13 protein-coding genes and 1 pseudogene are annotated in these 13,155 nt (G+C 38.9%); 11 read left to right on the forward strand and 3 right to left on the reverse strand.

Annotation, left to right across the window (positions count from 1 at the left end):
- The 4 genes from DQG23_RS40505 to DQG23_RS40520 all read left to right on the forward strand — a co-directional run.
- Positions 1 to 257 (forward strand): phosphotransferase (locus tag DQG23_RS40505; RefSeq protein ID WP_146762482.1); only part of this gene is annotated, 257 nt, incomplete at its 5' end.
- 420 nt (positions 258 to 677) lie between these two features.
- Positions 678 to 1,022 (forward strand): VOC family protein, encoded by a 345-nt coding sequence (locus tag DQG23_RS40510; RefSeq protein WP_113036747.1) that lies wholly within the window; start codon positions 678 to 680, stop codon positions 1,020 to 1,022.
- Positions 1,023 to 1,169: 147 nt separating this feature from the next.
- The gene (locus DQG23_RS40515; protein ID WP_238178255.1) at positions 1,170 to 2,099 is read left to right on the forward strand and encodes a tyrosine-type recombinase/integrase; all 930 of its coding nucleotides are present in this window, start codon (positions 1,170 to 1,172) and stop codon (positions 2,097 to 2,099) included.
- Between the two features lie 136 nt (positions 2,100 to 2,235).
- The gene (locus DQG23_RS40520) at positions 2,236 to 3,159 is read left to right on the forward strand and encodes a stalk domain-containing protein (RefSeq protein WP_158560955.1); all 924 of its coding nucleotides are present in this window, start codon (positions 2,236 to 2,238) and stop codon (positions 3,157 to 3,159) included.
- Between the two features lie 142 nt (positions 3,160 to 3,301).
- On the opposite strand, the gene DQG23_RS40525 is transcribed toward DQG23_RS40520, so the two are convergent.
- Together DQG23_RS40525 and DQG23_RS40530 are read right to left on the reverse strand one after the other, a co-directional pair.
- Positions 3,302 to 4,231, reverse strand: coding sequence for a hypothetical protein (locus tag DQG23_RS40525; protein ID WP_113036749.1), 930 nt, complete (start codon positions 4,229 to 4,231; stop codon positions 3,302 to 3,304).
- Complete coding sequence (locus DQG23_RS40530; RefSeq protein WP_113036772.1) at positions 4,206 to 4,796, reverse strand: RNA polymerase sigma factor; 591 nt, start codon at positions 4,794 to 4,796, stop codon at positions 4,206 to 4,208. Before DQG23_RS40530 ends, DQG23_RS40525 begins: the two co-directional genes overlap by 26 nt.
- Positions 4,797 to 5,138: 342 nt before the next feature.
- Here DQG23_RS40530 and DQG23_RS40535 point away from each other — a divergent pair, with 342 nt between their 5' ends.
- From DQG23_RS40535 to DQG23_RS40545, 3 genes are all read left to right on the forward strand, one after another.
- Positions 5,139 to 5,534 (forward strand): GNAT family N-acetyltransferase, encoded by a 396-nt coding sequence (locus DQG23_RS40535; RefSeq protein ID WP_113036750.1) that lies wholly within the window; start codon positions 5,139 to 5,141, stop codon positions 5,532 to 5,534.
- A gap of 182 nt (positions 5,535 to 5,716) precedes the next feature.
- On the forward strand, positions 5,717 to 6,241 hold the full coding sequence (locus DQG23_RS40540) for a hypothetical protein (protein ID WP_113036751.1): 525 nt from the start codon (positions 5,717 to 5,719) through the stop codon (positions 6,239 to 6,241).
- A gap of 146 nt (positions 6,242 to 6,387) precedes the next feature.
- Positions 6,388 to 6,936: a hypothetical protein gene (locus tag DQG23_RS40545; RefSeq protein ID WP_113036752.1), complete on the forward strand. Its 549-nt coding sequence runs from the start codon at positions 6,388 to 6,390 to the stop codon at positions 6,934 to 6,936.
- Between the two features lie 172 nt (positions 6,937 to 7,108).
- On the opposite strand, the gene DQG23_RS40550 is transcribed toward DQG23_RS40545, so the two are convergent.
- Positions 7,109 to 8,395, reverse strand: coding sequence for an amidohydrolase (locus DQG23_RS40550; RefSeq protein ID WP_113036753.1), 1,287 nt, complete (start codon positions 8,393 to 8,395; stop codon positions 7,109 to 7,111).
- A gap of 214 nt (positions 8,396 to 8,609) precedes the next feature.
- Here DQG23_RS40550 and DQG23_RS40555 point away from each other — a divergent pair.
- The 4 genes and pseudogenes from DQG23_RS40555 to DQG23_RS40570 form a co-directional block, all read left to right on the forward strand.
- Positions 8,610 to 9,071 (forward strand): annotated as a pseudogene (locus DQG23_RS40555) (ATP-binding cassette domain-containing protein); the annotation flags it as partial.
- A 245-nt stretch (positions 9,072 to 9,316) separates the two neighbouring features.
- Positions 9,317 to 10,600: a dsDNA nuclease domain-containing protein gene (locus tag DQG23_RS40560; RefSeq protein WP_113036754.1), complete on the forward strand. Its 1,284-nt coding sequence runs from the start codon at positions 9,317 to 9,319 to the stop codon at positions 10,598 to 10,600.
- Positions 10,581 to 11,111 carry a hypothetical protein gene (locus DQG23_RS40565; RefSeq protein ID WP_113036755.1) on the forward strand — a complete coding sequence of 177 codons (531 nt, stop codon included), beginning with the start codon at positions 10,581 to 10,583 and terminating at the stop codon, positions 11,109 to 11,111. Before DQG23_RS40560 ends, DQG23_RS40565 begins: the two co-directional genes overlap by 20 nt.
- 12 nt (positions 11,112 to 11,123) lie before the next feature.
- On the forward strand, positions 11,124 to 13,109 hold the full coding sequence (locus tag DQG23_RS40570; protein WP_113036756.1) for a hypothetical protein: 1,986 nt from the start codon (positions 11,124 to 11,126) through the stop codon (positions 13,107 to 13,109).
- Positions 13,110 to 13,155 lie beyond the last annotated feature (46 nt).

Genomic DNA, 13,155 nt, shown 5'->3' on the forward strand with positions numbered 1-13,155 from the left:
CCGGCATCATTGATTGGGGCGATCTGAGCGTAGGCCATCCGGCTTGCGATTTGAGCGTTGCTTACAGCTTTTTACCACCTTACGCTCGCGGCGTGTTTTTCGAAACGTACGGAGGAGCGGACGAGGAAACGAAGCTGCTGGCGCGGCTGATCGCGGTATACATCCCCGTACTGATCTTAATGCAAGCGGTCGATGACGGGAATGAAGCGATTGCGGCAGAGGCGAAATCCAACATCATGCGGGCACTGTCGGATTAGGCTCATTATTTCGTTGCGGCTATGGGGCTATGGCTATCGGCACCATTTTGTCGTTTAAAAGCCGTGATAAGGTACGATTCGCCTTCTCTGATGCCGCTTTATGTTAAGGAATACGAATTTCAACAACAGAGTAAGTCATTGAGCTAACGGGTACATGTTAAATGTTTAAATCAGAAAAAACCTATTGTCCGAATGCAGTGAAATCATTAAGCTAACGGGTAACGCTAGTTGAGGAGAGCTTGCATCAATGCATCTCCTCTTTTTCATTGAACGGGCAGGATAGTTTAATGATGTTTTTTTGCGTGATACGGATCACTATACGATATAGAGAAATATTCCAGCATCTGGTACTATGAAAATTACTACATGAATAGAGAGATTTAGACAAAACAAATTAAGTAGAGAAGGAGTTCTGAATAAATGAAGACTGTTTTGGTACTTGTTAGAATCAATGTATCTGATGTGATTAAATCGGCTCAATGGTACGAAGAAATATTAGGATTTGAAGTTTCTGTTCGATATCCCAACGAAAAACCATATTACATAGGATTTGAATCAAAAGGTGGGGCAGATTTCGCAATACAAGAAGATAAAACATATCCATCAAAGGGACGATTTAATTTTCAAGTACCGAACTTAGAAAAACTATGGGAAGAATTAAAAGATAAAGTAACCGTTATTGAGGAACTGCATACTACGCCTTATGGTACTACTAAATTTACAATTGCCGACCCTGATGGTAATGAACTTGGATTTATCTATTAACAGGAACGTATTAAATCATAAATAGAAGTACGGATCATTCAAATAACGGGTACGCTAGTGGCGAGAACATTATTTTGACAAGGAAAGATTAAACCCTCCCAAACAAAGCGAAGCTAAGGATAATAAGCCATTGGGAGGGTTACTTTTATGAAATTGATGGATCTGTGGATGTTGTATGAGGCTGATAAGCGCATTTTGGGATTTAGCCCGCATACCTTGAAAGCATACTCCCTTCAGTTAAATGTTCTGATCCGAGAAATCGGCAACCTTGAAATCGAAGAAGTCTCCCTAACTTTGCTGAAGGATTATCTGGCGAAACAGTCGGAGCGATTAAAGCCAAGTAGCTTAGGGCATCGCATTCGTTTCGTAAGNTCCCTAACTTTGCTGAAGGATTATCTGGCGAAACAGTCGGAGCGATTAAAGCCAAGTAGCTTAGGGCATCGCATTCGTTTCGTAAGATCCCTTTTTCGATTTGCATTCGAGGAAGCGCACATCACTAAAAATCCAACTTTAAAACTGAGAGAACCAAAGATGGAAAAACGGATCCCAAAGTTTTTGATAGAGGAGGATGTTATTCATCTCAAGATTACCTGTGATTCTCCGCGCGAGCATGCACTCTTAGAATTCTTATATTGTACGGGTTGCCGTGTCGGTGAGGTTCACAGATTAAATGTTGAAGACATCAACTGGGAAAATTGCTCCGCTATTGTGAATGGGAAAGGTTCTAAGCAAAGAGAAGTTTATTTTACGACAGCGTGTAAGGTATGGTTAAAGAGATATCTTGAGGGGCGTGTGGATTCTTGTAAAGCCCTCTTTGTGACAGAAACTCACCCTGTTCGACGAATGACAATTCCAACAATACGCTTTTCGTTAAAAAAGCTCGCAACTCGTGGAGAGGTTACAGCTAATGTGCACCCTCATCGGTTCCGTCATACCTATGCCTGTCACTTGCTTGATAACGGTGCACCGTTGGATTTTATTCAGGGGATGCTAGGCCATGAGAAAGCATCCACTACACAGATCTACGCCCAGCTGCGTGGTGAACGAAGAAGGGAATTATATAGGCGTTTCTTTTAGGGCCATCGGCCCCTTCTCTGCTAACGGGCAGATTAGCGTGGTGAACTTTAAACTTTTTCTACTTACCTTTCGCAACTAATCCATATATATCCACGTATAAAGAATGTGATAGCCTATGTAAATGAGGGGTCTAGAAATGAAGAAGTTTCTTTTTGGTTTAACGTGTGGCATAGCTTTGACTACAACGACTGCAGTTTTTGCAGCTGATACAATACAAACATATCTATTTCCAGCTAAGTTTGTTATTAACGGAGAAACAAAAAATTCATATGGGTATGAAACTCTTAATTACGATGGTCATGCGTATGTTCCCATTCGGTTTATTGCTGAGAGTATGGGACTAAAGGTGGCTTATGAGGATGTATCAAAGACAATAACAGTGGATAATGGATTTAATATTATAGATATTAACAATTCTGATGTAAGTGCAGGTCATTTGTCGATTATTAAAGAAGGTAATCATTCGAGTATTACTGGCAAACTCTATATTGGCTTGTATTCTTGGAATCACAAAATGATAGATGATATGCAGTCATTAAATCCAGATGTGGATTACACAAAAACTATAGCATCTGGAAAACTTGTTTTCTGGAACGAAAAGGGAGAAGTTATTGAGAAAGTCCCTTACCAAATTCCTAATGTTTTAAACGGTGCAGAACAAATAGTGACTTTGGAAACCAGCAGCAAAACAGATGTGTCTGGATACGCCGCAGTTACATTGGAGAGTACAAATCCTTTCTATGGTAGAGTTCCTAACCTACGTGCTGAAATAAATACAAAGGATTCTGATAACAAGGTTCAGTTTGGATTGGTTAATTTGCTGAAAACAGGTGAGTTCACTCTTGTAAGAGGCTTTCTTTCAACAATAAATCAAACTGATGTTTCACCGGATGCTAAAATTACCATTACATTCCTTGATGATAAGGGAATTAGTTTGGGGACGGCTACAACGACGCTCAGTGCAGAGAAACCAGAAATGCAACAGTTACCTTTTGCCGTTTTTCTAGGTAGAGGAGACTTAACTAAATATAAATCGATAACAGTTCAAGTAGGTGAGTAAAGTAAGAGTGACAGATTAAGCTAACGGGTACGTTAGCTAATCATTGCATTAACAACTCTCTAGAATGGTAAACATTCTAGAAAGTTGTTAATGAATTGCGCTATATAGCATACCACGTAGTTCATTCAACTGTTATGTTGATTTACTGTTCAGAAAGCAATTCCTCTGCAAAAGAGATAATCTCCTCTTTGCTAGCAGTGCTGGAAAGTAAGGTGTGCTTCGCAACCAGTCCATTGATGTATTTGGACCACAGTAAGGTCCCTTTTTTTTCATTATCTTGAACCCAGTATGTTTCCACCCCGAGAATTGTGCGGATATCTTTTTTGTCAGGCTGATTAACAGCATAAGAAAAACTCATGTCATCAATTTTCAGAACATATGTGATTACAAGATCATCTTTTTGATACTGAAAGTTTATCGCGTTTACTCCAGCAACTGATTTTCCTGTCAGATACCCGTATTCGATTCCAGTTAAAGCGTGCTTGCCGAAAATATATTCTGTCGATGAAGGTCTTCCCGGCAAAGGCACCAAAAATGCATTCGTTAATTTAAAGCCACGAACCTCTTTGGGGGGCTGGGGAACTGTCTTATACGATACCGGCAGTTCCTTATAAAGTGCTTCCAGAGATGTAAATTCAAATGGGCGGATCGTACCAAAGTCATACTTGGCATTTCCCGAAAGAATTTCCTCTTTACTGCCGAAAAACACAGTAGCAGTTTCGCCTTGAGCGAGTTTTTGCCTGACCTCATTAAGCACCAAATCGTAATCTTTGGGATAAGTATGTTCGCCGCTTGCCTTAACGATTTCCACGGCATTTTTTCCTTCGCCATCTTTCAGATTCAATTTTTCTATTATCTGATAAGAGAAGCCCGTTATCAGACCAACTGCGCAGACAAGAACTGCAATGAGTCCAATATATCTGCGATTGCATGGTTTTATTGATGAGGGTGAAGATTGGATTTTAATCATAACACGGGCAGTATAATCAACCGCCGGCACTTCCGTAGCCCGTAACATCCGGGCTACTCTCTTCATGTCATCGTCCTCAAGTGGTTGTCTTAACGCTTTCATCGCTTATCGCCTCCCTAATGTGTTTGTGATCCTTCATCTTCTTTCTCAATCGTTCGTATTTCTTTCTTATCGTTGCAGCCTTTTGACCCATAATCACTGCGATTTCTTCGAAGCTGTATTCCTCTATTGCCCTTAGTAGAAGAATATTTTTTTCCTCAACCGTGATGCGATTCAAAAGGCTCTCCAGATAGTTATCAGTAGCAGCACCGTAGTAGTGCGGCGCTAGTTGTTGTATAACGTAAAAGGGCAAAAGCTCTTGCCACCTCCTACGTTTTTTTATTAAATTCAAGCAATGGTGATAGGCTATTTTATATAGCCATGCAGAAAAAGTCGTGGTCGGCGTGTACTTAACAATGTTCTCGTAAGCCTTAATGAAAATTTCTTGAACGGCATCTTGTGCTTCCTCTCGACGTTTAAGCATGTGAAAGCAATACAGCTCCAGGTGTCGTTGGAAATGCAGAACAATCACTCGAAACGTGTCAACGTCTCCTGCTTTGATCTTCCGGACATTCTCCTCGATTTCTTCCGGTGATAGCCGGGTGTGTGAATCATAATAGCGTTCCATAAGCACTCCTTTCCTTTGTTTTTCGGGTAACTGTAATTTCATATATAATAACAATAACAAATCAGATAATGTGACAAGAGTGGCGAAAAGTCTGCTTACATTAGAGATAACGTTGTAAATACCTAGCTTGACTGTACGTGGTATTGCTATCGCCATTTCTAAAGAGTTCTCGTGGATTATAGATGAGGACCATGGATTAAGCTAAGGGTACGATAGTGCCATGACACAGGCTGCTGGCAAAATTGGCAGCTTGTTCCGCTAACGGGCAGCATAGTTAAAGAAGGAATAGGTCTTGTTCATATAGAAATTAGCATATTGTTGATGAGTGAGGAGGGGAATAATATGAGCTATAAAGTTATTATAAACATTTCAATATCTGATAACGAAGTACCAGAATTAAGAGAACATATTGGTTGGGGTAGACGAGATGAAGATTACCCAGCATTGTTTGAACGTTGTAATTTTTGGGCTGGGGTTAGAGATGAAAACAATAAACTGATTGCCTTTGGGTATGTTTGTGGAATGGGCTTAGAACATGGATATATGGAAGATATAATGGTTCATCCACAGTATCAAGGACGGGGAATTGGAACTGAGTTGGTAAAGGAATTATTGAGAGAGTCTGAACGATTTGGATTAAGAATTGTAACGGTATCATACGAGGAAAACAAAACTAACTTTTATAAAGCATGTGGCTTTGCACCTGGTTCAGGAGGATTATGGCTATCATCTATATAAAAAATCCGACTTAAATAATGGGTACGTTTGCTCAATAAATACCTTAAAGGCTGCCAGCAGATCGGCAGCCTTTTCTCACCTAACGGGCAGTTTAGTTAAATACATTTCAAATGAAATGATGTAACTTTTACGGCATTATCACGTCTATATAAGGGTGGTTTTAGGCAAAAGGAGGACTTGGAATGCGTCATAAAAAAGCATTCATTATATCTTTTATGGGATTTTTAGCTTTGCTGGTAGCATTCATTTATTTAACTCCTTTTGTGGGAAACCTTGTAGCGAATACAAGAATTGAAGGATACGCTAGGAGCATTGGCATTAGGATTGCAAAAAAATCTCCACCTCTTCCCAATGTTACTTCTGGGCAAACACAAATTCCAGTTATCCAAAGTAGCTACTGTTGGGGCAATTTAGGATGTGCAGATTATGTAGGAGGAAAAACAATGTTAAAAGGGGTTACTCCAACTGCTGTAACTCCTGAAGCAGACATTAAAGTTTCGTTTGCTTATACACCAGCACCTAATGAGTTGAACATTAAGCAATTTGGTGATGATACAACGGCACAAATTCCATTAAAAAATGACTCTTTTAATGCCCCAAAGGAAAACGGTATTTATTACTACGGCATATCAGCATTTTGGACAACCGTTGATGGTAAGCATTCGAAAGGTGATACATCATCAGTATTTGTTATAGAAGTTAGATGAGTTTTAACTAACGGGTACGATAGTTCAACGACAACAGGCTGCCGACAACGTCGGCAGCCTGTTCCACTAGCGGGCAGAATAGCGCAACAATCGTCTGTAAATAGACGTAAATGATGGTAACGGTTTTTACAGAAGGAGGGAAGCTCTTGATAAAAGCGGCAAAGACTCTGTTCTTGGTATTGTTAATGTTTGTATTTTCAGGTTGCACGAATAATGGATACAAATCAATTGAGGAGGCAATTCAACAAGGAGGGATACAATACAAACAAATTTATCATCAGCACGAAGTAAACAAGGGCATCATAATTTTTTATGAGAATCCGAACGGTGGTATCGATGCTGGAATTGTATATAAGATGGGTGACAAGTACAAATGGGGGTTTGGCGGAGGTACTGTTTCATTCCCTAGTAAAGAAGATGTAACTTGGGGTGGGGTTAACCTAGATATAAATGCACGAGATCAGGAAAAACAGTATTGGCTTTACTACGGCATAATTAAAGACACGCAGATTACGACTCTGCACATCGAGCACAAAGGCCCTGACAAATACATTGATAAAGACGCAGAAATAGTAAAGTTATTTGATGGATATAAATTATGGTTCGCCTTGCAGGATAAATACAGTGAAATTCAACCTGGCTTCATCTTAACGGGTTATAATAAAGATGGTGTGAGCGTCTATCATCTTGAGTGATTGTTGAAACTACAGGGTTTATTACACTAAAGGGGACGAGAGCTCAACAAATACATGACGGCAGCCGGGCAGAACGATCGGCTGCCGTTTCTCAACTAACGGACAGTTTAGCGCAACCAAGCATCTGTAAAAAATGAGGACATTTATATACCTGCGTTTTTTACAATTAAGATCAGATGCCATCAACAATACGCTTGGAGCGCAATGATACTTGCTTTAACAGCTCATCTTCGTCGATCGTCAGCAACTGGCGCCCCCTCATTAACACTTTTCCGTTTACGATGGTCGTGTCTACATCCGAGCCGTTAGCACAGTATGCGAGCAATGAATTGATATTGTGGATCGGCTGTAAATGGGGTTTTCTTAGATCGATCAAGATGATATCCGCTTTTTTCCCGATTTCCAAAGTGCCCACTTCATGGCCTATGTCCAACGACTCCGCACTTCCAACAGTCGCCATGCGAAGAGCATCAATGGCAGGAAGTTTTGTGGGGTCCCCATAATCCAATTTTTGAAGCCAAGTGGCAGCTCTGATTTCCTCAAACATATCTAACGTCGCGGCACTACCCGCCCCATCAGTACCTAGTCCTACGGTAATCCCTTGTTCGGTCAGATCCGTTATTGGTGCAATGCCGCAGCCAAGTTTGAGGTTACTCACTGGATTATGGGACACTCCTCCCCGCATACCCCTCAAATACCTGATATCGCGCTGATTCAGATGCACGCCATGAGCCAACAGCACATGAGCCTTTTCAAACAGACCGAGGTGATACAAATATTCTGTTGGGGTTTGATTGTACTTTTCCCGAATCTTAATAACTTCCTCTTTGGTTTCAGCCAGATGTGTATGTATAGGGATATTCTCCTGAACTGCAAGCGCGATCACCTCTTTGAAGGACTGAGGAGGAACCGTGTATGGAGAATGAGGCCCCAGCATTGTCGTGATCCTGCCCTCGGCTTTGCCGCTCCAACGACGGATTAGATCAACCGCCTCTGACATTCGACGGCCTCCGTCATTTTCAAGGAAGACCAACCCCCGCGTTAAAGAAGCCCGCATACCGACTTTTTCTGTCGCAGTCGCTATTTCATTCATGTGGATGTACATATCAGCAAAGGTCGTTGTACCCGATTTGATCATTTCAGCCATTGCGAGCTTTGTGCCCCAATAAATGTCCTCAGGAGTCATTCGAGATTCTGCGGGGAGCATTTTCTTATCTAACCAATCCATAAGTTTCAGATCGTCGGAAAATCCCCGCAATAGACTCATTGGGGTATGTTGGTGAGCATTAATAAGGCCGGGCATTGCTACCATGCCTTCCCCATGAATGACCTCATCGACTTCAGCGGTAATGGTGGTCTGAATGTCCGCTATGTTGTCCCCGTCAATAAGAATGTCCCCGTTAAATAGTTTGTCGTCTCTCATGGTTAAGATGGTTGCGCCTTTGATTAATTTCTTCATCGTGACAGCCTCCTTTTTCTAGGTTAATACTAAGCCTTAACCTTGGGTGAAGGTCAAGACGACAACGGAGTTTCTCATGAAGATAAAAGAGTCGGGCAGGTTGAAACAAGGTTCGTTGCACTTGTCAGTTCCTACTTCGAAAGTCGGCGTTAAGCTAACGGGTACGTTAGTTCAAAGAAAAAACGGCAGCCAATCGTTGTCGTTTGTTATTCAGCTTTTCAATGGGACAATTATGCAAAACATCAGTTATGGCAATCTTGATCGTACCGACGCTGAGGTTATGAATTCGGCTAAGGAAGCGCAGGCTGATCATTTCGTTAGGACGTTGCCTGGTGGGTATGAGATGATGCTAAACGAAGAGACCAATAACATTTCACAAGAGCAGAAGCAGTTACTTACGATTGCCAGAGCGATTCTGGCTAATCCAAAGCACTCATTCTGGATGAGGCTACAAGCTCAGTTGATACCCGGACAGAGATTCTCATCCAGCGCGCGATGGAAACGTACCTGCTTCATTATTGCACATCGGCTGTCGACGATTCGTAACGCAGATTTGATTCTTTGCATGAAAGAAGGGGATATCGTTGAACAGGGCACACATGAGGAGCTAATGCAGAGAGACGGATTTTATGCGAATTTGTATAGCACAGTTCGATCAGGTGATGTCGATGGCTGATTGAAGCTAAGGAGTCTTGGTCCTGTGATGACCAAGGCTTCTTCTACATATTCTACTGTTCGTTGTGGGATGACAAAATCATATATCGGAGCATATAGAAGTAGTTAGTTTCCATTAAAGTCGCACCTGACTAGTTAGATATATAATTTATTTATACGAAATCAGGTTTGAAAAATTATCCAACATTAATTCGCTAAATGGTATAATTATATAGTTAAGTAAACATTTTATAAAGAGGGGATCTTATGCTTAACGATGGAGAGTTACAAAAAAACGAATTTTCAATAAGTCCAGTCAATATTATTTCAAATGATCCCGGTGATGAGACACAAAAAAGGTTTCGATATCAACATACCTTTACAGCATTGGTTGCAATTAAGATGTTATCCGGAGAAGTTCCTTACAAGGAGTTATATTGCGAACATCACGAAGATATTTTAGCAGTAGAGGAAAGTGGAAAATATCATGGGATTCAAATTAAAACAAGACAATTAAAAGATGGTCCTTTTGAATTAGACGATTCTGCAATCAAGGGAAGCTTGCTGAGATTTATTCAACTTAGTATCAATTATCCAGGGTCATTTGTTAAATTTGTCATTGTTTCAAATTGTCCGTGCCGCGATGATGATACAGGTAAAAGTTTATTGAATTTATTAACTCAAGTAAAAAGCAGGACTATAGATAATTTCACTCCCAAAACACTAGATAAATTTATTCTAGAAGTTGCTAAAGCAAGTGAAACTGAAATTGAAGTTGTACTTGATGTTCTGAAAAAAACAGAATACTTGGAAGGTCCCGGATTGGATGATATTGATTCAAAAGTAATATCTGAACACCTTGGAAAGTTGCCTGAATGTATGAGTGTAGGAATTGAAAAGTTAAGGGTTCTCCATCGACGACTTTGTGAGAAAATGCATCAAGCATCTTCCAAATTATTAGATAACGCTGTAAAGGATTATGCTGCACTAGCCGGAGGCCAATCTATTATTAATGCTGAAGAAATCAATTCTAAAAGAATAACGAAACAAATGATAAGCAAACTAGTCTCGGAAAACATAAGTACTAATTTATTTCTTAGTTCGAGGCTAGGCATCTCTGAAGTATCTCAAACAACTTCCAGTCATTTAATGAAGTTTAAAATGGCCTCGGGTTTAATTGATAGCGATGATATTGAAATGGTAGATGACTTAAGGGCGGATGCCGAAGATTACTTTTTCGTTCAGAGCTATAAAGCAGAAAATAAAGATAATCAAATTAGAGAGCTGAATCAAATAAGGAAAATTGTTTTAAATGAGTCTAGGGAGTCAAAATCAAGGTTAAAAAAAGAGAATGTCCCTTATGGTTCTGACATGCTTCATGATATTGAAAACAGATTACGAGAAGTCTCTAAAAGTAGATCAAAAGATGTATTTCAGTGCCCCTATGAGATATTAAAAGGTATAGTGGGGATTCTTACAAACGAATGTAAAATTGAATATAGTAAAGAACCTGAAGGAGGATGGCGCAATCATGTCAACCTCACTGATTGAACAAGTAATACGGCTTGAAAACCACGATGATTTACATTCAATCAGACTTCTAATCTTAATTAATACATTAGTAGGTAAAAAAAACGAAACCAAGATTTCTATATCCACACTTTCGAAACTTGATTTTATCCTCCGTTATCCTGTTGTTCTAGAGCGGGCATTAATACAGTTAAATGTGATAAAAAGCACTGTAACAAGTGAAGCAGAGAGAAATAGCATTGAAACAGATATGCTTGCTTTTTCATATAGTCCTTGGAGTTCTGAGTTTAGAAAATTATTAGTTCTTCTCTCAGCTCGAACACTAATAACTTGGAAATTGAATGGTAGACAAATTGAACTTAGCTTAACTGATTTAGGTAAAGAACTATGTGCTCAAGTTGTATTAAATGATGAATTTGTTGATATTTTAAAACAAAGTAAAGTAATTAAGTCAAGTTTCGCGAATTTATCTCTTGCTAAACTCGATTCCTTGTTAGCTTCTGTTATTAAATATACAAACGCGAAAAATTGAGGATGTGAGTACATGGATATTAAAATTAATAACTTAGTCATTAGATGTAGAAAAGATGTTTTTAATATTGAATTTTCGAAAGTAATTACATACTTTTATGGGAAAATGGGAGCTGGTAAGTCCACTGTTTTACATCTTATTGATTTTTGTTTAGGTAATGAACTTGTTGAGACTCCTGCACTCCAGCAAGAATTTAGTGGGGCTGATTTACATTTGACTATTTCTGGTAATGTGGTAGAGCTATCGAGAAACAAGGGTTCTAATCAGGTAGAAGTTATTTGGTTTAGCGATGAAGGTGAAGCATTAAATGTGATAGCGCCAACGAAAGCAACAAGTGATGCTCCCCCTTTACTACCAGATACAAGAGTACAGCATTTATCTGATCTCATATTTTATATTTCTGGAATAGAACCACCGAGGGTACGGAAGAGCAAGTTGAAAGAAGATACGGAACTAATCAGACTAAGTTATAGAGATATTATGTGGTATTGTTACTTAGATCAAGATGAAATCGACAGCTCTTTTTTTAATTTAGGAAAAGAAGAACATGACTATAAGCGCTTGAAAAGTAGAGATGTGATGAGGCTCATATTGGGATTTCACCAAGAACAAGTTGCTTTACTTGAGACCCAACTTTATGAGACTAGGCAGCGAAAAAGCACTTTATTAGAGACTGCCATTCAGATTGAGAAGTTCTTAAAAGAAAACAACATCGGAAACACTGAGGAAATAGAAAAAGAACTTGAGCTATTAAAAAACATGATAACACTCAAGAAAGAGGAAGCTTTACAGTTTAAAGAAACTTTCCGTATAAGCAATGGACATATATTAGATGAATATAAATCAAGTGCTCTAGATCAATCAAAAAATATAGCAGAGTTTTCTACGCTAGTATTTGATCTAAAAGAACAAATAAGCAGGCGAAAAAAGTTACAGAATGAGTATGCAATTGCTGCTGTAAAAGTAAGTAGATCAAACATAGCTAAAGAGATATTGAAAGGTGCCCAATTTTGTAACTGTCCTCAATGCGGTCAAGAAATTCAACAACAAGTCGCTCCGGAAAGTACGTGCTCATTATGTCTACAACCTTTTAATAGTTCAGGAAATATAGAAGAAGTTGAAATGTTAAAAACGGACTTAAAAATCAGACAAAGTGAATTAAAAGAATCAATTCTAAAACTTGAACGTCAATTAAGTGTAGTAGAAAAGGAAAGACTATCATTACTAAACAGTAAAACCGGTTTGGATTCAAAAATATATGAACTTGAGATGGAGTATGATTCGGCATTTTTAGCAAAAGCAAGGGAACTGGAGAGACAAATTGGTGAATATGAAGGGAGAAGCAAGGAACTACTCAATTTACTCCCTTTACCTAAAAAGATAGAGAAAATATTCTTAGACGTAGCTGATCTTGCTAAAGAAGAGGAAAAAATTAAGAATGAGTTAGCAATTGCTAGACGAAATGCTGAATTAGATGCCACGAATCTTGAGGAATTAAAGGGTTTGTTTATTGAAAACTTAACGATAGTTGGTTTTCCAGGGATTAATTCTAATGATCATATTGAAATTAATACTACTGATTTTATTCCACGTATAACGCGGATAGGTGAAGATGAAATATTTACAACCGAATTTGCTAATCTTGGTAGTGGTGGCAAGAAGACTATATTTAAATGTTGCTTTATACTTGCAATACATCGATTAGTGGCGAAGAAAAATATTCAGTTTCCTTCATTTTTGATGCTTGATACACCAATGAAAAATATTAGCGAAAGAGAAAACCAAGATATTTTTGAGGGTTTCTATAACTTGATTTATTATCTTTATTCAAGTGAACTATCAAGTAAGCAGCTCATTATCGTCGATAAAGAATTTTTTGACCCCAAAGATTCAGATTTTAAAGAGTTTTATAAAGACAGGGATCATTTAAAAGTAAAACACATGACCCCTGATGATCCTAATAATCCACCGCTTATTCAATACTATAGAGGGCACTAGGATTGAAATACCATTCTACTAAAGCCGTTTGAGAAATTCAGATAAT

The sequence above is a fragment of the Paenibacillus contaminans genome (assembly GCF_003285015.1).
Lineage (GTDB): Bacteria > Bacillota > Bacilli > Paenibacillales > NBRC-103111 > Paenibacillus_V > Paenibacillus_V contaminans.